This is a genomic window from Rhizorhabdus histidinilytica (genome assembly GCF_900167915.1).
Lineage (GTDB): Bacteria > Pseudomonadota > Alphaproteobacteria > Sphingomonadales > Sphingomonadaceae > Rhizorhabdus > Rhizorhabdus histidinilytica.
Window position 1 is genome coordinate 14179 of the sequence record NZ_FUYM01000007.1, and the last position, 20689, is coordinate 34867.

The 20689-nt window shown below is 63.7% G+C and carries 18 protein-coding genes; 13 read left to right on the forward strand and 5 right to left on the reverse strand.

Annotated elements, in window-relative coordinates; genetic code table 11:
• Positions 1-292: 292 nt before the first annotated feature.
• Positions 293-1156, reverse strand: a complete 864-nt coding sequence (locus B5X82_RS15680; protein ID WP_079649117.1) for an alpha/beta fold hydrolase — start codon at positions 1154-1156, stop codon at positions 293-295.
• Between the two features lie 94 nt (positions 1157-1250).
• Here B5X82_RS15680 and B5X82_RS15685 point away from each other — a divergent pair, with 94 nt between their 5' ends.
• On the forward strand, positions 1251-2600 hold the full coding sequence (locus tag B5X82_RS15685; RefSeq protein WP_079649119.1) for an aromatic ring-hydroxylating oxygenase subunit alpha: 1350 nt from the start codon (positions 1251-1253) through the stop codon (positions 2598-2600).
• A 26-nt stretch (positions 2601-2626) separates the two neighbouring features.
• Complete coding sequence (locus B5X82_RS15690) at positions 2627-3115, forward strand: aromatic-ring-hydroxylating dioxygenase subunit beta (RefSeq protein ID WP_176152580.1); 489 nt, start codon at positions 2627-2629, stop codon at positions 3113-3115.
• A gap of 60 nt (positions 3116-3175) precedes the next feature.
• Here the strand turns inward: B5X82_RS15690 and B5X82_RS15695 are convergent, their stop codons facing one another.
• A complete protein-coding gene (locus B5X82_RS15695; RefSeq protein WP_176152581.1) occupies positions 3176-4096 on the reverse strand; it encodes a LysR family transcriptional regulator in 921 nt (306 codons plus the stop codon).
• A 194-nt stretch (positions 4097-4290) separates the two neighbouring features.
• On the opposite strand from B5X82_RS15695, the gene B5X82_RS15705 reads away from it, so the two are divergent.
• Entirely contained in the window at positions 4291-5484 is a 1194-nt protein-coding gene (locus tag B5X82_RS15705) for an MFS transporter (RefSeq protein ID WP_176152582.1), read from the forward strand.
• Positions 5485-5562: 78 nt separating this feature from the next.
• Positions 5563-7725 (forward strand): TonB-dependent receptor, encoded by a 2163-nt coding sequence (locus tag B5X82_RS15710; RefSeq protein ID WP_079649124.1) that lies wholly within the window; start codon positions 5563-5565, stop codon positions 7723-7725.
• 161 nt (positions 7726-7886) lie between these two features.
• On the opposite strand, the gene B5X82_RS15715 is transcribed toward B5X82_RS15710, so the two are convergent.
• The 3 genes from B5X82_RS15715 to B5X82_RS15725 form a co-directional block, all read right to left on the reverse strand.
• Positions 7887-8213, reverse strand: coding sequence for a DUF1330 domain-containing protein (locus tag B5X82_RS15715; protein ID WP_079649126.1), 327 nt, complete (start codon positions 8211-8213; stop codon positions 7887-7889).
• Positions 8214-8283: 70 nt separating this feature from the next.
• Complete coding sequence (locus B5X82_RS15720) at positions 8284-8613, reverse strand: NIPSNAP family protein (protein ID WP_079649127.1); 330 nt, start codon at positions 8611-8613, stop codon at positions 8284-8286.
• 335 nt (positions 8614-8948) lie between these two features.
• Entirely contained in the window at positions 8949-9794 is an 846-nt protein-coding gene (locus tag B5X82_RS15725; RefSeq protein ID WP_079649128.1) for a phytanoyl-CoA dioxygenase family protein, read from the reverse strand.
• Between the two features lie 68 nt (positions 9795-9862).
• Between B5X82_RS15725 and B5X82_RS15730 the strand changes: the two genes are divergently transcribed.
• The 9 genes from B5X82_RS15730 (at position 9863) to B5X82_RS15770 (ending at position 20544) form a co-directional block, all read left to right on the forward strand.
• Positions 9863-10762: a LysR family transcriptional regulator gene (locus tag B5X82_RS15730; RefSeq protein WP_079649129.1), complete on the forward strand. Its 900-nt coding sequence runs from the start codon at positions 9863-9865 to the stop codon at positions 10760-10762.
• Positions 10763-10829: 67 nt separating this feature from the next.
• Entirely contained in the window at positions 10830-11153 is a 324-nt protein-coding gene (locus tag B5X82_RS15735) for an NIPSNAP family protein (protein WP_079649130.1), read from the forward strand.
• A 257-nt stretch (positions 11154-11410) separates the two neighbouring features.
• Positions 11411-12433, forward strand: a complete 1023-nt coding sequence (locus tag B5X82_RS15740; protein WP_079649131.1) for a zinc-dependent alcohol dehydrogenase family protein — start codon at positions 11411-11413, stop codon at positions 12431-12433.
• Between the two features lie 138 nt (positions 12434-12571).
• Entirely contained in the window at positions 12572-13474 is a 903-nt protein-coding gene (locus tag B5X82_RS15745; protein ID WP_079649132.1) for a LysR family transcriptional regulator, read from the forward strand.
• A gap of 373 nt (positions 13475-13847) precedes the next feature.
• Positions 13848-15326, forward strand: a complete 1479-nt coding sequence (locus B5X82_RS15750) for an aldehyde dehydrogenase family protein (protein ID WP_079649133.1) — start codon at positions 13848-13850, stop codon at positions 15324-15326.
• A 29-nt stretch (positions 15327-15355) separates the two neighbouring features.
• Positions 15356-16528 (forward strand): amidohydrolase family protein, encoded by a 1173-nt coding sequence (locus tag B5X82_RS15755; RefSeq protein ID WP_079649134.1) that lies wholly within the window; start codon positions 15356-15358, stop codon positions 16526-16528.
• Positions 16529-16735: 207 nt separating this feature from the next.
• Positions 16736-17881, forward strand: a complete 1146-nt coding sequence (locus B5X82_RS15760) for an amidohydrolase family protein (protein ID WP_079649135.1) — start codon at positions 16736-16738, stop codon at positions 17879-17881.
• 99 nt (positions 17882-17980) lie between these two features.
• Positions 17981-19696: an N-acyl-D-amino-acid deacylase family protein gene (locus tag B5X82_RS15765; protein WP_079649136.1), complete on the forward strand. Its 1716-nt coding sequence runs from the start codon at positions 17981-17983 to the stop codon at positions 19694-19696.
• An 11-nt stretch (positions 19697-19707) separates the two neighbouring features.
• Positions 19708-20544: an MBL fold metallo-hydrolase gene (locus B5X82_RS15770; protein WP_079649137.1), complete on the forward strand. Its 837-nt coding sequence runs from the start codon at positions 19708-19710 to the stop codon at positions 20542-20544.
• Positions 20545-20689 lie beyond the last annotated feature (145 nt).

Sequence of the window (20689 nt, forward strand, 5' to 3'; positions counted from 1 at the left end):
AATTGGTGACCGGGCTGAACGGCGCGCAGCACCAAGAAGCTCGGCGTATGCTCCTTCTGCTGCGACCAGTCCGCCCTGGTCGTGACTTCGAGGACGTCGTTGACCTCCCAGCAGAGTTGGCCGCGCAACCCGCCGCGATTGGCGTTGAAGATATCATTGCCGGTCGCAACGATATTCTCGATATAGGGCTTGTGATAGCTGTAGCTGCCCGAAAGGCTGAACTGCAGCTTGCCGGGGACGATCGGACCGCTGTGTCCGAAGCACGCGCCCCGGCGCGTGGCCTGCGGGGGCGCTATGCGCTTCCTTCGAGAAAATCCTCGAGCAGCCGGTTGAACGCGCTCGCCCGTTCGAGATGCAGCATATGGCCGGCATCGGGCAGCTCGACATATCGCGCATCGGGGATCGCCGCGGCCAGCGCCTTTCCGGCTGCCGGCGGCGTCAGCAGGTCATGTCGGCCGCTGACGACCAGTACCGGCACGTCGATGCTGCCCAGATCGGCGATCGGGCAATAACGGGTCACCACCTCCATGGCGGCCAGATAGGATTGCGGCCTGAGCGCGGCAAAGCCGTCCCGCACCTCCGCGAATATGTCGTCGCCCGCTTCGGGGCCGACGACGGCGGCCGCCATCGTCCGGGCCAGATCGGCCATCGAAATGCCCGTCGCCAGCAGATCACGCCTGGACGAGATGAAATCGTCGAGCTGCTGATCCGTCATCGAGGCGCGCAAGCTGCGCGTGGTGGTGACGAGCGTCAGGCTACGGACCCGTTCCGGCGCCCGCATCCACAAATGCTGCAAGACTAGCCCCCCCATGGACTGGCCAGCGAGATGGGCCCGTTCCACGCCTAGGGCGTCCATCACCGCCAGAACGTCGGTCACGAAATCGTCCATGGTCAGGCCAATCCCGTCCTCGCTGTCGAGATAACCGCGCAGGTCCAGCGCGCACGGTCGGCAGGCGGACGAGAGGCCAGCCATCTGCCGGCGCCATGTCCGTCTGTCTGCGCCCAGTCCATGGACGAACAATATCGCTTCATCGCCATCGCGATGGTCATAGGCAATCGACGGTCGCGTCGGGGTTCGTTCGAAGACATGTGTCGACATGCTCAGCACTCCGGAAAGCATACGAGGCTTAACGGCCGGAGCGGTGGTCATGGTCATGAAATAATTACATGGGTGCGCGACCGACGCACCTTGGAGCACTGCCCCGTCTGACCCTTATGAAAAGTCCTCCAGCCAGTGGAGGAACGGACCCATGGGTGAAATCAATGTGCAGGAGCTGGTCGAGCCGTCACGCGTGCATCGCCGCGTCTATACCGATCCGGCGATCTTCGCACTGGAGATGGACCGGATATTCGGCAAGGCATGGCTCTATCTCGGGCATGAAAGCCAGGTAAGGCAGCGCGGCGATTTCTTCGTGACCCTGCTGGGCAGAGAAAATGTGATCGTCACCCGCCATTCGGATGGATCGGTCAGGGCCTTCCATAATCGCTGCCCGCACCGCGGCGCGCTGGTTTGCGCGGATCGCAAGGGCAACACGCCCCGCTTCGTCTGTCCCTATCATGCCTGGACCTTCGGCACCGACGGCCGCCTGATCGGCGTTCCCCACCGGCAGGGCTATGAACAGGGTTTCAAGGACCGGATGGGCGATCTGGGGCTGGAGCCGATCGCGCGGCTGGACGGCTACCGGGGCTTCCTGTTCGGAAGCCTCGCCGCCGAAGGGCAGAGCCTTTTCGACTTCCTGGGCGATGACGTGCGCGCCGCCTTCGACAACTTCGTCGATCGCGCGCCCGACGGCGATCTGGAGATCAGCGAAGGCAAGCTCGTCCAGACGTTCAATGCCAACTGGAAATTCCAGATCGAGAATTCGATCGATCTGGTCCATCCGCCGATCCTGCATTCCAATGCGGTCCAGGTCTCCAGGGAATTTCTGGAAGGTAGCGAACCCGATCAGCCGGTGCCGACCGCCGTCGATATCTTCCGGTCGAATGGGCTTGCGTTCGAGGAGTGGGACGAGGTCCGGCAATATGCGCTGGCCAATGGCCACTGCTATATGAAGGGCTTCTTGCAAAAGGCGGACGAGAGCGACGCCGCGCCGGATGACGATTCGCGGTTCGGCAGCGACGACCAGATGCAGTTCGAAGGTCAGCTCGCCTATAAACAGGCGCTGATCGCCAGACATGGCCGCGAGAAAACCGAAGAGATTCTGGCCTTCGATCGCCACAACACGATTGTCTATCCCAATCTGTTCATCAACCCACGGCTGCAGCAGATACGCGTTCTCCAGCCGACAGCGGCCGACCGGACCGAGCAGCATTGCTATGTGTTCGGTCTGCGCGGCGCTCCGCCCGCGGCCCTGCACGCGGCGGTGGCGTTCCTGACCGCGGCGAACTCTCCGGCGTCCATCGTCACGACCGACGATCACGAGGTATTCGAACGCATCCAGGCTGGTCTCGCATCGGGCGACCGGGACTGGCTCGACCTCACGCGAGGAGTCGGGCGGGAGGTCAGGACGCCCACGGGCCTGCAGGCCGTCGGGACGAGTGAACTGGTGATGCGAAATCAGCATCTCGCATGGAAGAACTATATGGTGGCCGCAGCATGAGCGACGTGACGGCGATGCCCGCCCCGATGATGGGTGGCGGCGAGGATCTTGCCGCGGTCCAGGCTTTTCTGATCCACGAGGCGGCCTTGCTCGATGGCCAGCAGTTCGAGCGCTGGCTTGACCTTTTCGCCGAGGATGGACGCTATTGGGTTCCCGCAAGCTGGGATCAGGTATCGCCGCTGGAGAGCGTCTCCATCCATTATGAGGACAAGGCCTTGCTGCAGGTCCGCATCATGCGGCTGCGCCACCCGAGCACCGAGAATATGCATCCGGCGCCGCGTTCGATGCATGCCGTTTCCAACGTTCGGATCGAGACGGCCGATGCGACGGAACTCGTCGCGGCCTCGCAACTGCTGATGGTCGACTACCGGCTTGAACAGCAGCGCATCACCGCGGGCCATTGCCGCCACCGTCTGCGCCGAACGGATCAGGGATGGAAGATTGCCGAAAAGCGCGTCGACCTGCTCAACTGCGATTCCGAACGGGGCTTCGTCCGCTTCACCATTCCATTCTGATGTCGGGTTGCCTGATCGCGGGGCGGACCGGACGGACCCGGACCCGGACTGTGGCACCGTTCATATGCCCAGTTCCGCGATGACGGCACGCACCGTCTTGGCGAAATGCCGGCTGAGCGGCGAGAGCGTGCGGCGTTTGCGGTGCGAGAAGAAAACCGTGCGTTCCCAGTAGCAATCGGGGTGTTCGAGGATGGTAAGCCGGCCCGCCATCCGTTCGCGCAGCACCATGATCTGTGGCAGGAAGCTCAGCAGATCGGTTTCCGCGATCGCGTCGCGCATGAAGGAGATCGAATTGGTCTGGGCGCTCGGCGACGGCGGGTCGAGTTCGTGCCGGCGGAAGATGTCATCGAACTTGGTACGCAGGGTTTCCGGTCTCCGGGTGAGAATCCAGGATCGCTTCGCCAGCTCCGATATCGAAGGGATGGGGCCGTTCAATATCGGATGGCCAGCGCGCGCGACGATGCCGCAGCGATCCACGTAGAGCGGCTCGTTGCTGATCTCGGCGCTGCTTTCGAAGTCGAGCCGCGCGCCTATCACGAAGTCCAGCTCGCCGCACAACAGCCCCTTGGCCAAGATGTCGGACAGGCCTTCGGTGACATTGACGGTGATCTCCGGATGCGCGCTGACGATGCGCGCCATCACATAGGGGAGCACCCCGCTTGCCACGCTCGGACCGACCCCGACGGACACGCTGCCCGTGCGCAGTCCCTGCATTTCGCGCAACTGGGCCACGGCATGGGAGATCTCGGTCCGTATGGCCCGCGCATGGTCCATGAAGGCCAGGCCGAAACCGGTGGGCGTGACCCCTTGCGGAGTCCGGTCGATCAGGCGCGCCTGGAGCCGCTCCTCCAGTTGCCGGATGCTCTTGCTGAGCGCCGGCTGCGTCAGGTGGACGCGCTGGGCAGCCTTGCCGAACGAGCCTTCCTCGACGATTGCCAGGAAGTGCGTGATCTGCCGGATGTGCAAATCGATGGCAGCCATGTCCTCCTCCTCGCTATCGATATCGGCGCCAGGCATAGCGAATGGTGATGGCCTCCTACCCCAAACTTCCGGGGCGATGCCGTAAAGAAAAGGATAAGGCACCATCATTCATGGCTGCGCGCCGCGCACATGTGCAGAGTAAACGCGATGGGAAGGATCGCCGTGAAAGACGTTCATTGTGCAGCTGTCCTGCGATGAAGCGGGACCGTCTGGCTATTCCGCTTTGCGGGCTCGCAGCCACCGTCGACGGGATCGATGCCCAGGCCATGGCCCTTGCGGCGCCGCTGGTCGTGCGGGATTGGGCATTGCCACCGCTGGCGCTCGGTTTCGTGCTGGGTGCGGCGCCGCTCGGCATGGTGCTCGGCAGCCTGGTCATCGCCCCCATGTCCGACCGTATCGGGCGCAAGCCGGTCCTCGTCTTCTCGTTGCTCTGGCTGGGTCTGTTTTCCCTGCTGCTCGCAGTGGCCGGCTCGGTTCCGTTCATGGCGGCCATGCGGCTGCTGGCCGGGATCGGCATGGGGGCGGCGGTGGCGACCGTGATGGCGCTGACGGCGGACCTGTCGAGCCCGGCGAGGCGATCGGTCAACGTAGCGATCGTATTTAGCGGCGTTCCCTTCGGCGCGCTGCTGGCGGCCGTCATCGCCGTGCTGCTGCCCGACAGCGTCGGCTGGCGCGGGATGTTCCTGCTGTTCGGCAGTCTCCCCGTCATCTTGGCGCCGATCATAGCATTTGGCCTGCCCGCGGAGCGGCTCCGGCCCGCTTCCCTCCGCGGCGCATCGACGAGCCTTTCGATGCGTCGGTTGTTCGCTCGCGGACATGGTTCTGCGACCCTGTCGCTTTGGCTGGGGATCGCGCTGGCCTACCAGGTGACCTATTTCGTGGTGCTCTGGCTACCCACATTGCTTGCCGGCGCAGGCCTGCCGCTCAAGACGTCGATGGCGACGCTGATCGCCCTGAACGCCGGGGCGATCATCGGCGGCCTGGGCCTTGCCGCCCTGATGCGACACGCCTCGCCGAGGAAGGTGGTGACAGCGACCTTCGCAATATCCTCCGTGGCGGCGGTTGCCGCGGCAGTCAGCACCGGTGCCGTTGCGCCGCTGCTCATCGCCCTGTTCTTTCTCGGCCTGCTCACGCTGGGGGGACAGATGGCGCTTGGGGGACTCGTCGCCGCGCTTTATCCGGCGGATATCCGTGGCGCGGGTGTCGGCGGGGCGACCGGCGCCGGGCGGCTCGGGGCGGTGAGCGGACCGTTGCTCGGCGCGCAACTCGTAGCACTGGGCTACACCGCAGGACTGATCATGCTGGTGCTCGCCGGCCTCCAGCTCCTGGTCGTGATATGCCTGTGGGTAGGAACGGCACGGCCGTTCGACGAAACCCATGAACAATAGTTGGGACTCTACTACGGAGTCGCGCTACTTGCCGCTCTCAACCGCTGCCACTCTCCTCCGCGAGAGGGAGGCAAAGCAATGAATACCAAAAATCTGCTTATCGGCATTTCGGCCCTGACGCTGCTGCCGGGCGTCGCATTCGCGCAGGATGCGGACGCGGGAGGAGTCTCGAACACGGGGAAGATCGAGGATATCATCGTCACCGCCGAGCGTCGCGAGACGCGGTTGCAGGACACGCCGATCTCGATCACGGCCATCTCGGGCCAGGCGCTCGCCGATCGCGCCGTGACCAACCTGATCGACATCACCCAGTTCACGCCGAACCTGACGTCGAGCTCCGGCACCGTATCGAGCAACGACGGCAACTACTTCATCCGCGGCATCGGGCAGCAGGATGCGTTTTCCAACGTCGAGCCGGGTGTCGGCGTCTATGTCGACGGCGTCTATCTGGGGCGAACGGCGGGTGCGGCGCTCGATTTGATCGATCTCGATCGGGTGGAGGTGCTGCGCGGTCCGCAGGGGACCTTGTTCGGCAGGAATACGATCGGCGGCGCCGTGAGCCTCACAACCAGAAAGCCGGCCGACAGCTTTGGCGGCCGCGCCTTGCTGCGGGTCGGCGAACGATCGCGGATCGATGGATCGCTGTCCGTCGACGCGCCGATCGCACCGGGCCTGCTAACCTCGAAGGTGAGCCTGCTCACCAAGAATATCCACGGCGCGTTCCGCAATATCGGGCCGGCCGGCGGACGGGCGGGCGATGTTAGGGTGCTCGCAGGACGCGCGGCGTTCCATTTCACGCCTACGTCCAATCTCACCATCGACACCACCGTCGATGCGACCCGGCGTCGGGGTACGGCACAGTGCAGCTTCACCACCGGGTTCAACCCCGCCAGCGCCGGGGTGCCGGCCGGCGCCAACAACCGCGTTTCTCCCAACCGCAGCCTCTGCTATTCGTCGATCGTCGACAACGATGCGCGGCTGAACACCTGGGGCGTTGCGACGACGGTGGCGCTTGATCTCGGCGCCTTCACGTTGAAGGGCATCAGCGGCTATCGCCGGCTGCGCCAATATGCCCCGGTGGACAATGACGGGTCCGATTTCGACCTGTACGATCTGATTACGCGCAAACGGCAGTCGCAGCTGAGCCAGGAATTGCAGGCCTTCGGCAAGGCGTTCGGCGATCGCCTTACCTGGCTGGTTGGCGGCTATTATTTCAACGAGAAGATCCACGAACTGCAGCGGCTTACCTTCGCCGTCGCTGGGCCCAATTATTTCCGGTTCCGGGACTTTGCCCCGCACACCAAGAGCTATGCCGTGTTCGGCCAGGCGAGCTTCGACATCACCGAGCAACTCAGCGTGACGGGGGGGCTGCGCTGGACCCGCGACGACAAGTCCATGGACGTGTTCAACCAGGATCAACGCGGCGGCGTGTTCACCACCGTCGTCGATACGCTCGCCAAAAGGCATTGGGACGCGGTGACGCCGAAGATCGGAGTCGAATGGAAGGCGCAGGAGGACTGGCTGCTCTATGCCTCCTATTCGGAAGGCTTCCGCGGCGGCGGCTTCAATGCGCGCGTGCGCGCGGCCAACCAGCTCATCTCCTTCGATCCCGAAAAGGCGAAGGTGATCGAAGCCGGGTCCAAGGTCGACATGTTCGACCAGCGGCTGCGCTTTAACCTCGCTGCTTTCCATACCAGTTATCGGAGCATCCAGATTCTGGCCCTGCAGAACGGCTTCTTCAGCAACCGCAACGCCGGCGATGCGAGGCTCTACGGTTTCGAGGCCGAACTGACGGCAAAGCCGGCGGAGGGGCTGCTTGTAAATGGGGGCGTGGGCTATACCCATTCGCGCTACCGCAACCTGCTGCCCGGCATCGGCCTGACGACATCGAGCCGGTTGCCCTACGCGCCCGAATGGACGGTGACGATGGGCGGACAATATAGCCGTGACCTGCCCGGCCTGGGCCAGGGAACCGTGCGTATCGACTATGCCTACAAGTCCAGGCAGAATATCTTCTCGCCGACCAGCCTCGAGCCCGGATATGGGCTGGTGAACGCGCGCGGTTCGCTGAAGATCAACGATCGCCTGGAATTCGCCGTCTATGGACGGAACATCTTCAACAAGCATTATGCCGTCTATCGCTCGGTCGACCTGTCGGGCGGCGCCGGCTCACTGGGCATCAGCAACGAGTTCCAGGGCGAACGTCGGGAGCTGGGCGTGGAAGCCAGCATCCGCTTCTGACGGTCGCGGCCGACGCACGCCACCGGGGTGGCGTGCGTCGGCTTGCGATTGTGGGAGTGCCCGCGGGCTGCGAAGCTGATGATCCGGACATGCAACATCCTCGGCGATCTGGAGCTTCCGCCTGATCGCCGAGGATGTTGCGGCATCTGGTGCCGGCCGGGTTATCCGGCGATCGGAGCCGGCTCAGGATGGGGGCGTGCCTGGGCCATGCCGTCCAGAACGAAGATCCGGAAATCCAGTCCTTCGCGCAGGCGCTTCAGGCTCTGATATTCCGCCGACGACCAAAAGGCGTCGAGAACCGCCCGCGACGGAAAGCGCAGCAATATGCCTATTTCCCCGTCCACCTTGCCTTCCAGACAAGCAATGGGTCCCGCACCCAGCCGCTCCGCCCCGAACTGGGCGAGCAGGCGTGCGGCACCCTGTGCGTAGCTGGTCATTTCGGGGGATTTCACGTTCGGGCTCGTGGCTATCAGATAAGCTTCGGTCATCGATTCTGCTCGGTTTCGTTGTGGGAGGGTGATAGTGCAGAGCGTACCGAGCCAGCTGGCCCGGCGCGCATCAGCGCAATCTTCCTTTGTCCGCGTCGAAGAAGGGCGCGGCCTGCCAGAGCTGGTTGCTTTGCGAGACCGTGAGGCCCAGCAGGCGGCTATCGAGACCGGCCGCGAGGAAGCGGCCGATCATCGCATCGCGGACCGCTTTGCGCTGGTCCATAGAATCCCATTTCCATTGGCCGATGACGGCATTGAGCTCACCGATCTCGGTGAAATAATAGCCGCTGATATGCTTTCCGGCCTCACCAAGCAGCGGCAGTTCCTCGCGTTCGACAAGGTCGAGAAACCTGGGCAACGCCCCCGGCTTCACATTGTAGATTCGCTGTTCGATCAACATGAGAATTCATCGCCTCCTTCTTGAGCGCGGTTCGGACCGGCGGGACGTCCGCAAGGTCATGAACGGTGCCCTGTCCTGGCCCTGTCCCGGGTTCCGGACTGCACGGGCCCCAGAAGGCCGTGATCACCATGGTCGGCGGCATGTCCGCGATGAGCGGTTGCTGCGACGGCAGGGCGCGAACAGGCTCCTTACCGTCCGCAACAACTCGATTTCACGGACATGCTGGTCCGGCTCCACGTCTCGTCCTTCCTCATCAGGTCGGGGCAGACTTGCCGGGTCGTGGTGTCATGGGGGATTAGATTTTCGTCGCTGGTACCAAACTTTATGGTGCGGTCTTACCCCGCGACCGGCGCCGGCCCGATCATCCGGGGGAATAATGCGCTATCCAGCGGCTGGCCCGCCACCAGCCCGGGGTCGACAGGAAGGCCCATGGTCCCGGGACGGGGGTCGTAGATGACGTCGTCGCCTGTCCACCGCGTCGCCAGTCCGCGCCGACGACGGTCGACGGTGCTGTTGCCGAAGGCTCCATGGACGGTGAGGCCGTGGTGGATCAGGATATCGCCGGGCTCCAGATCCCAGGACAGCAGCTCATAGGCGTCCGGGTTGCCGTCGATGTCGGGAAGAGGTTGGAAGGTGGAACCTTCCCATTCGTGACGGTCCTTGTCGCTGGCCGCCACGGGCTGGAACAGGGTGTTCCATTTATGTGAGCCGCGCACATAGCGAAGTCCGCCGCTGCGCTCGCTCACCTGATCCAATGCCAGCCAAAAGGAGCATATCTGCGATCCTCGTATTGGCCAGTAGGGAAGGTCGTTGTGCCACGGCGTGGCTTCCACGCTGCCCGGTTCCTTGACGAAAAGATGGTCGTAGAAAAAATTGATCCTTTCGCTCCCCAGCACCTTCGCGGCGAGCGCGGCCAGCCCGCCCTCGAGCACGAAGTCCCGAAAGACCGGGTGGTCCAGCCATATGAAGCGGTCCACCCGAAACTCTCCGCCCGCGGCCCCCTCCGGCGTATGCGAGCGTCCGAACTGGCTGGGATGGGCGAAGGCTTCCTCCGCGGCCGCGCGAAGCTTCTCCACCCAGTCGGCGGACACGGCCTGACGCAGCACGGCTGCTCCATCTCTATCGAATTGTTCGATTATATCTGAGTCCTGGATCATTTGCGTTCTCCTCACGGAAAACATGATAAATTGGCAGATATGGTCAAATATAATGATCGCTTGATGCCATCTGATAATTAGAAAGGTGACCGATGCGCCTGCCGCACATGATGACCTTCCTCTGTGTCGTGGAGGCGCGGGGGATTTCGCGCGCCGCGCAGCTTCTCAACGTCGCCCAGTCCGCAGTGTCCCGGACCATTCGCGAACTGGAGGCGGCGGCGGGGACCGCACTCCTTGTGCGTCATCCCTGGGGTGTCGAGACCACTACGGCCGGGGCCGCCCTGGCCGATCGTGCAAAGGCCATCCGTGCCGAGGCGGCCGCGGCCGAACGGGAAATTGGTGCCATGGTGCACGACGAGCGCAGGCTGCTGAGCATCGGCACCGGCCCCACCATCGCCGCCTGGCGGCTGCCCCGGAGCCTGCTGCGCCTGCAGGAGGCCGGGAATGATATTCGGTTCATCGTGCAGGAGGGAGCCTATGCGACGCTCTTCCCGCTCATTCTCGATGGCGCGATCGATGCGATCATCGGGCCGCTCGATGTCGCCATTCCGGCCGGCCTCGTCGCATCGCCACTGTACAGCGATCAACTCGTGGCGCTTGCACGGAGCGCCCATCCTCTGGCCGGTCGCGGCACCGTCGCCGGTGCGGACATTGCCTCCTGTCCGTGGATATTGCCGCCGCGGGATTCGGAACTCTGGCGCCAGCTTGGGCCGGTGTTCCAATTGATCGGAATACCCGTGCCGCGCGCCGATCTCGAAACCGAATCTATCGGACTGATCCGCGCGACCCTGCAGATGTCGGATACGATCTCGATCCTTCCGCGCGACCTCGTCGAGCTCGAGATCGCATCGGGGCAACTGGGCGTGTTGCCGATCGCGGGGCTGCCCTGGCGCCGTTCCATCGGCATCATGCACCGGCAGACGCCGCGGATCGTCCAGCAGCTGCGCCCGCTGATGTCCGCCATGTCGGATTGGGAACCGCCCGCGAACTAAAAGCAATGGGTGGCCGCCGGCCGGCAGGCAATATGCACCGGCTCAATCCTGTTGCGGGGAGGTTGGGATGTTCTACGAGATGCGGACCTATTCTATCGCGGCGCAGTGCGTGCCGAACTATCTCGACGTCATGGAGGCGCGGGGCAATGCGATGGTAGCGCCTATCAAGGCCCATATGGTTGCCCAGTTCCAGGCCGAGATCGGTCGCCTGAACCAGATCATCTCTCTCTATAAATATGACAGCTTCGAGCAAAGGGCGCAGGTACGCGCACAGGCCGTGGAACGGTCGCGCAGCGACGAGTTCAAGGATGTGTCGTCACTCATCCGTCCACTGCTGGTAGACATGGAGTCCCGCATTCTGCTGCCGACGATGTTTTCGCCGATGCGCTAGCAGCCGAGGGAGGGTGCTGGGAATATTGGCCGCATCGCTGGTCGTTGCGACAAGCGCCGCGGACCTAAGCTCTGGTCAAGGCCGGCGGCGCCGATTTGAAGGCTGGCCGGTGCCTCGACTGGCCTAGCACCCCTGCGATCATATCGACGTGAGGAGGAGACGATGTCGTCCGAAAATCTGGTTGGCGTGGACCGTATCAGCGCGACGGCCCGCCTGGGGGACGTGACTGAGGATGTGGCACGAGGAGGGACCTCAAAATGACGATCCGCGCCATTCTGGTCAATACCGCGCCTGGCGATCCCAGGCTGATCTTCACTGAAAGGCCGATGCCCGTTCCCGGTAAAGGGGAAGTGGTCGTCAAGGTCAGCGCGGTTTCGCTCAATCGGCGGGACCTGTCCTTCCTCAATCGGCAGCATCCGGGGCGGCCTGCGGTCCCCATCATCCCCTGCTCGGATATGGCCGGTCATGTGGCGGCCGTGGGGAGCGATGTCGCTGGCCTTGAGATCGGCAGTCCTGTCATCTCCCTGTTCCTTCCCGACTGGAAGGACGGGATCCCCCCTGAAACGGTGATGAGGCCGGCCTTCGGTGGCCCTGCCGATGGGGTCGCGGCGGAATATTGCCTCGTCCCCGCCGCGTCGGTGATCACGGGTGTGCCTGCCCATCTCGACGCTTATCAGGCGGCGTCGCTTCCCTGCGCCGGCTTGACGGCGTGGGCGGCCGTTACCGCGGGCGTCGAGCCGCTCGGTCCCGGCAAGCTTCTTGTCGTCGAAGGGACGGGAGGCGTGGCCACCTTCGCGGCCCAGTTCGCGCTGGCATCGGGCGCGGACGTTGCGGTGGTATCCAGAAGCGGTGAAAAGCTTGTCGCCATGCGGCAACTCGGCGCCAGATATCTGATCGACCGCGGTCGCACGCCTGATTGGGGGGCGGAAGTCCGCCGCCTCGCGGGCGGTGCCGATGTGATCATCGATCATGGCGATGATCATGACTTTCGCCAAGCGGTGCAGGCAGCGCGGACCGGAGCCGTGATCAGCCTGGTCGGAGGAGCGGCGAACAACAGCCTGACGCTCAATAGCCGGACGGTCTTCACGCGGCTGCTGCGCGTGCAGGGCATCGCGGCGGGGAGCACGGCGATAGCGAGGGAGATGTTCACCTTCATCGAACGCCACCGCATCGTGCCGGTGATTGGCAAGCTGTTTGACTATGAGGAGGCGGCGGAAGCATTCGATGCGCTCGAACGCGGCGATATCATGGGCAACATCTGCCTCTCGCTCGCCCGCTGAGGGAGGGACGACCGGCAAGCCCCGTCCAGCCGGGTTCCCCGCCAGGATGCCGGGCCGCGCGCACCTCCCCGGAAATCCGCGCGCCTTCCCGTGACGCCTTGTAGTATGCAGGGATGAACGCCACGGGGAGGATGGTTCTTGATTCTGCCAAGCAGTCGCCAGCTCAGCCACTTCCTGGCGGTCGTGGAGAATGGCTCGCTCGGGCGGGCGGCAAAGGTGCTGAACATTTCCGAGCCTGCCTTGAGCAAGAACATCAGGCTGCTGGAAGAACTGCTCGAGGTGAAACTGTTCGACCGCAACCCGCGCGGCCTTGATCTAACGACCTTCGGCACATCGCTGTTCGAGCATGCACGGGTCGTGATGACCGAGCTCCAGCGGGCGGTCACCGAAATCCAGGAACTGAAGGGCACCGAGGCCGGCCACGTCCATGTCGGAGCAGGCCCGACCTTCGCCGCCTCCCTGGTTCCCCGCGCGGTCGCGGCGTTGCTTGCCGACCGGCCCAACCTGCGGATCTCGGTGTTCGAAGGCTATAGCGATGTCCTGATCCCTATGGTCCTGCGCGGGGATCTCGACTTTGCCCTGGTGACCCTCGATGCGTCGTCTGTCGATCCGGATATCGGCCAGGAATGCCTCACCAATGACGAGGCGGTCGTCGTGGCGCGCGCTTCGCATCCCATCATCGCCCAGAGCGAGGTTAGCCTCGATCAACTGGCGGATATCAGTTGGATGCTGCCGAAACGGCCCGATCTGCTGCGGCGGCATGTCGAGAAGATGTTCCTGTCGGCTGGCCGGCATCCGCCCCGAGCCATTATCGAATATGTCTCGGCGGGCTTCGCGAGGTCGATGCTGCTGGAATATGATATCCTCAGCTTCCTGCCGGAAAGCCTGATCAAGGCCGAGCTCGACAGCGGCCGGCTCGTGCGTGTTCCCCTGTCGACGGGTGTCTGGACACGCCAGGTCGGCGTGATTTTCCGCAAGCGGGGTTCGCAATCGCCTGCGGCGCGCGCCCTGCTCAGGGAAATCAGGAATCTATTGTCGTAACGTCGCAGCCGAAGGCGGGGAGCGACCGCCTATCTCGCGCGGGACGCGATAGGAAGTTCCCCTTTTTCGTTCCGCCGGGCTCTCTTGCGCCGGAACCAGATCGAGAGCGGTCATCGCGGGGGCAAGCCGTAGCGACGCTTGGCTAGTGGAAACGGACGTTGGGTAGTGGAGCCGCTGAATGCCGTGATGGATAGATGAGGCTACGGAGAAGCGGAGGGGCTGAAAGCCACCTTGGGGTGGAGAAGTGAATGCGATCACGGGCATCGGCGCGCGGCTACGCACGTCCCGGAGCCGGTGATCACGGACCCGCCCAAAGGCGGGCCATTACCGCAGCTAGGCGCTCTGGATGATGCCCAGGGACAGGAGAGACATCATGGCGAGAAGCGATCCGCGCAAGCCGTTGCCGGTCAAGTTGCACATCGGCGCAGAGGCCCGCGACAGCGGGTCGGGTGGGGTCTTTCGTCATGTGAATCCTCATAATGGCGAAGTGCAGGCCGAGATTCCGCTGGCCGGCGTTTCGGAAACCACTGAGGCGGTCGAGTCCGCGTCGCGCGCCTTCGACGACTGGCGCCGCCGAAAGCCCTCGGAACGGCGCGACATGCTGTTGAGGCTTGGTGACCTCATCCTCGCCCGCGCCGACGAATTCGGGGCGCTGGTCGCGCTCGAAAACGGCACCCCTATCTCTGTCGCAACCCAGATGGCGAACGGCGCGCGCGCCTGGTTGTCCTATTATGCTGGTTGGGCGGACAAGCTAGAAGGTGGCGTGACGGGCACCTTCCTGCAGGGCCGCGACTTCAGCTATACTCTGCCCGAGCCATTCGGCGTGATCGGCGCGATCATCCCCTGGAACGGGCCGATGAACTCGCTGGCGATGAAGGCCGGTCCCGCGCTGGCAGCGGGCAACACCGTTGTGCTGAAGCCTTCGGAACTGACGCCCTTCTCTGCGGAGCTGTTCGCGCAATGTGTGCGCGAGGCGGGCATTCCCGATGGCGTTTGCAATATCTTGCCGGGTGCCGTCGAAGCCGGCGAGGCGCTCGTCCGCCATCCCAAGGTGGAGAAGATCAGCTTCACGGGCGGTCCGACCGCAGCACGCGCGATCCTGCATAACTGTGCCGAAGTCCTGAAGCCTGCCCTGCTCGAACTGGGCGGTAAGTCCGCCAACATCGTCTTTCCCGATGCCGACCTAGACGCGACGGCCACCCATGCCACCACCCTGGGCCTCGCGATCCTCAGCGGGCAGGGTTGCGCCTGGCCGACCCGGCTGCTCGTTCATGCGGACGTTTACGACGACATGGTCGGGCGTTGCGTGGAGAAGGCCCGCGGGATCGCGATGGGCGATCCCTTCGATCCCGCCATGGTGATGGGTCCGGTGATCAACGTCGCCGCCGCCGACCGGATTCTCGGCGTCGTCGAACGGGCGGCTCGTGACAGTGACGGGCGGCTGGTGACCGGTGGTCAGCGCGCCGGCGGCGACCTCGCCCGAGGCGCCTATGTCGAGCCGACGATATTCGCCGATGTCGATCCGGGCAGCCAGCTCGCCCAGCGCGAGGTGTTCGGGCCGGTGCTCTCGATCCTGAAGTTCCGCGATGAAGCGGAGGCGATCGGTATCGCCAACGCGACCGAATATGGCCTGGCGGCCTATGTGCACAGCCATGATCTCGACCGCGTCCACCGCGTCGCCGAGGAGCTGCGCGCGGGCGGCGTGTTCGTCAACGGCGCCGCGCTGGTCGAACCGGATACTCCGTTCGGGGGGCTTGGCCTCAGCGGCTATGGCCGCGAGGGCGGCAAGGTCGGCATCGAGGAATATATCCGACCCAAGACTGTCGCGATCGCGCGCAGCGCGCACGGTTGACGACGATAATCGCAAGATAGGAGAGCAATATGGCAAGGGAATTGAGGGCGATCGACTCCGATGGCCACCTGACCGAGCCGGGGGATTTGTGGGAAAACTACATCGACCCCAAATATCGTGACACCTGCCCGAAGATCACCGTGCGTCCCGATGGCGGCGCCGACTTCCGTGTCGACGACCGGATCATGATCAAGGATTTCGCGCGGCCGCTGAAGCCAGGGGTCAACACCTCGGTCACTTTCGGCGCGCGCACCGGCGAGGTTGCCTCCGATCTATCCTATCACGCCGGCGAGCAAGGCGGCTTCGATCCGCACGAGCGGATCAAATGGCTGGACCGCGAGGGTTTCGATGCGACCGTGCTGTTCCCGACCATGGCGCTCGGCGCGATCCACGGCATCATCGATCCCGACCGGCAGGAAGCGGTGGCAAATGCCTATAACCGCTATGTCGCCGACTTCTGCAAGCCTTATCCCGATCGGCTGTTCGGCGCGGCGCTGATGCCCACCTTGTCGCTGGAGGGCAGCTTGCGCGAAATGCGGAACGCCAAGGAACTTGGCCTCAACGCCGCGACCGTGCGGCCCAATCCGGTGCTCGGCCGCGGCCTGCACGATCCCTATTTCTATCCGCTGTGGGAGCTGGCCCAGGACCTCGACCTGCCGATCGCCGTCCATGGCCTTGCCGGTTCGGACAATCTGGGCATGGACCGGTTCGACGCGCAGACCGTCAACTTCACCGGCGGGCCCGGCAAGCCGCCCAAGTGCCACAGCTTCTCGGTCGAACATTGCTATGTCCACACCGCGGAGATGATGGCCGCTGCGACCAGCTTCGTGATGGCCGGCATCTGCGACAAATTCCCGAAGCTCCGGGTCGCCTTCGTCGAGAGCGGCGCGACCTGGATGCCCGGCTATATCGACCGGATGGATCGCCATTTCGACGATGTCGGCATGAACGACACCGGCCTCACGACCAGGCCCAGCGAGATCTTCCAGCGGCAGTGCTACATGTCCTTCGAACCGGTCGAACGGTCCATCTCGGTCCTTGCCGAATATCTGGGACCCAACAAGCTGATGATCGCGTCGGACTATCCGCATGGCGACGGCTTTCCCAACGCGATTCAGTCGCTCAGGGACCTGAAGCTCAAGCCTGATGTCGAGGCGGCGCTGCTCTCGCAGGGCTTCAAGGAGTGGTACGGTCTCCACTGAACCGTTCGTCCCGATTTCAGTCTTCAGAAGGCCGCGACAGGGATTGTCGCGGCCTTATTTTTTCGCGGATTTCCGAGAAAAATTCGCGGTACGCGACGGTCGGCTAGTGGAAACGGACGTTGGGTAGTGGAGTGGTTGGGTGGTGTGATGGATAGTTAGCGTGACAGAGAAGTGGAGGAGGCCAAGGCCTCCCGGAGTGGAGAGAGCATGAACGCGATCACGGACATCAGCGCGATAGCCCGGTTGAAGCCGATTTCGGCGGACTCGCATGTGACGGAGCCGCCCGGCTGCTACATCGACCGTATCGATCCGAAGTTCCGGGACCGTGCGCCGCATGTGGTGCACGACAAGGAACGCGGTGATCTCTATATCATCGACGGCTTGCCGGACATCGTGCCCATGGCGCTGATCGCGGCGGCGGGCCAGGACCCGACGACGATGCGGATGGACGGCGCGCGGTTCGAGGACCTGCACCGTGGCGGCTGGAACGCCAAGGAGCGCCTGATGGACCAGGACCGCGACGGAGTCGCGGCGGAGATCGTCTATCCGACGGTGGGCATGATGATCTGCAATCATCCGGACGCAGACTATAAGCATGCCTGTTTCCAGGCCTATAACCAGTGGTTGCAGGAATATGTGTCGGGCGCGCCTGATCGGATCTTCGGCATCGGCCAGACGGCGGCGCGGTCGCCGACGGAATTGATCGAGGATTTCCGCAGAATCAAGGAAGCCGGCTTCGTCGGCGTGATGATGCCGGGCGTGCCCGCGCAGGAAGATTATGACAGCCCGATCTACGAGCCGGTATGGCGCGCGGCGGTGGAACTGGATCTGCCGCTGAGCTTCCACGTGCTGACGTCGAAGACGGACAGCAATCAGGCGCTGAATCGCGGCGCATCGCGAGGGCCGAAGATCAACGGCTTCCAGGCGATCATCCGGGCGTGTCAGGACATCATCGGCATGTTCATCTATGCGGGCGTCTTCGAGCGCAATCCGGAGCTGAAGGTGGTCACGGTCGAGGCCGACGCCGGGTGGGCGCCGCACTATATGTATCGGATGGATCATGCCTATAACCGGCATCGCCACTGGATGAAGGGCAAGGAGCTCTCGAAGCTGCCGAGCGAATATTTCCGCGAGAATGTCTATATGACGTTCCAGGACGACTGGGTCGCCTTCCGGCTGACTGATCAGGTGAACACCAAGCGGCTGCTGTGGGCGAACGACTTCCCCCATTCGGACTCGACCTGGCCGATGAGCCAGGAGCTGCTCTGGGACAAGACGCGGGACATGGACTTCGATATCCTGAAGGACATCCTCCACGACAACACGGCTGAGCTCTACAAGCTCAAGGTCTGAATTAGGGCGCCGGGCTGCATCCCGCCGCCCGGCCCCCGATATCCATTCCATGTTCTGTCACGGACCGTCGGAAGGCGGGCCGAACAGGGGAGGACGTGCATGCTCGACATAAAGATCATTGGCGGTGACATCATCGATGGCACCGGCAGCGAGCGTTACCGCGGCGACGTCGCAATCAAGGACGGCAGGGTCGTAGCGCTGGGCAAGGTTGACGAGCCGGCCCGTCAGACGATCGATGCTTCCGGCAAGGTCGTCGCGCCTGGTTTCGTCGACGTCCACACTCATTATGACGCGCAGGTCTTCTGGGACCGTCTGCTATCGGTTTCGCCGTGGCACGGTGTCACCACGGTGGTGATGGGCAATTGCGGCTTCGGCATCGCGCCGACCCGCCCAGCGGATCGCGAGATCATCGTCCAGTCGCTGGAGCGGGTCGAGGGCATGGACCCGGACTGCCTGCGCCAGGGTATCGGCGAATGGCCGTTCGAGAGCTTTCCCGAATATCTCGACGCGCTCGAGAAGCGCGGTCTCGGCATCAATGCCGGCGTGCTGGTGGGCCATCTCGCCACCCGCTTCTACGTGATGGGTGAGGAAGCGATCCAGCGTCACGCCACTGACGACGAGGTCGTCCGCATGCAGGACATCATCCGCAGCGCGATGCGTGCCGGCGCGGTGGGCTTTTCGACATCCTATGGCGGAGCCCACTTCGGCTATAAGGGCCTGCCGGTCGCCAGCCGCTTTGCCGCCTATGAGGAGACCCGGGCGCTGGCGGACGTGCTGGCGGATTTCCCCGGTGCGATCTTCGCGCCGAATATCGGTGAGGGCATCACCCTGGTCGATCTGGAAGAGATCGGCTCGCGCACCAACGCGACGATCTCCTGGGCGCCGCTGATCACGAGCGAGGTGCTGTTCCAGTCCGATCACGAAGAGCAGCTCGCCCAGACCGCGCACCTCGCCTCGCGGGGGTTGAGCATCGCGGCGCAATTCTCGCCCAAGCCGATGGTCTTCGCCTATCAGTTCAGTGCGCCAATGCTGTTCACCGGGATGAAGGCGTTCAGCGAAGTCCGCGTTGCCGACGATGCGCGCAAGCTGGAGATTTACGCTGACCCGGCCTTCCGTGAGCTTTTCCGCGCCGAGATCGACGGAGGCACCGAGAATTTCGTCCGCGCGATTGCCAAGACCGAGATCGGCGACGGCGGCAACGATCCCGCCCTGGAGAACCGCACCCTCGGCGAGGTCGCCGAGGAGCGCGGCGTTCACCCGATCGACGTGGCGCTCGATCTCGCCATCGCAAGCAACCTTGAGATTCGCTTCCGCATGCCGCTGGGCAACCATCTCGAGGACCGGGTCGAGCCGCTGCTGCACAGCCCGCACACGCTGATCAGCCTCGGCGACGGAGGCGCCCATGCAAGCCAGTTGTGCGACGCCTGCATTCCCACCTTCGTGCTGCGTCGCTGGGTGCGCGAGAAGCGGGTCCTGAGCTTGGAGGAGGCGGTCCGCCTCCTTACCTCGCGTCCCGCCGATCTCTACAATCTGGCGGATCGCGGCCGGCTGATGGTCGATCGCCCGGCCGACGTGGTCGTGTTCGATCCGGAAACGGTCGGCGATGGTCCTCTCCGTCGCATCTTCGACCTGCCTGGCGGCGGTGAGCGGCTTGTCTCGGATGGCCTCGGCGTCGCGGCGGTGATCGTCAACGGTACGCTGATCCGCCAGAATGGCGAGGACGTGGTCGATCCTGAGGGACGGCTGCCTGGCCAGCTGCTTCGCTCGAAGTTCGAGCCTGCGCCCGCGCTCCAGACCTCGTCGAGCCTCCACTGAGCGCCCGCGCCATGGCCCGCCCCAAGGTCCATATGTTCACCTCGACTCCGGGCGAGATGGACACAAACAGCTTCCTGATCGAGACCGAGCGCTCGATCGTCGCGGTGGACACCCAGTTTCTCGCCACGCCGGCGCGGCAGGTTCGCGCGATTATCGACGCGATCGGCAAGCCGCTGGTCGGGGTGATCATCTCGCATTCGCATCCGGATCATTTCAACGGCACGCAGATACTGACCGAGGGCTTCGGTGATGTGCCGATCATGGCGACCCAGGCGGTGGCCGACGGAATGCGCGGATGTGCCGATCGGATTCGCGAAAAATGGTTGCCGATGTACGGATCGGATTATCCGGCAGAGACGATCTATCCGAACCGGATCGTTGAGGGTGGCCATGTTCTCTCGGTCGATGGCGCCGACATCGTCATAGACTCGCTGGGCCCGGGGGAGGCGCCCGATCTGTGCGTGGTCTGGGTGCCGGGCAGCGGCGACATGATCGCCGGCGACCTCATATATGACGGGGTGCACGCCTGGGTCGTCGAACAGCGCTCCCAGGAATGGATCGACCAGCTCGAGGACGTGAAACGGCGCTACGTCGATGCACGGTGTTTCTACTCCGGCCATGGCGGCACCGGCTCGACCAGGCTGCTCGACGATCAGGTCGCCTATATCGAACGCTTCCGCGACTTCGTGCACGAGGGCGCTCGGGACGGAACGATCGATCAAAAGCAGAAGTCGGCGATCATCGTTTGCATCAAGCAGCACTTTGCGGGCTTCAAGCAAGATTGGTGGGTTCCGATCAATGTCGACGCGATGGCGAACGAACTAGGCCTTCTGGTTCTGCCGGAATAGCGAATATTCCGGTGAAAAGGCGACGAGTGGATAGTCGATCCAGACTGTTGGTTGTGGATATTTGCGAAATTATCCCTTAGCCTATGTTGAAAATAAGAATGAGTCCGTCCGAAATCACGGAAAGTCGGCGATTTATTTTACGACT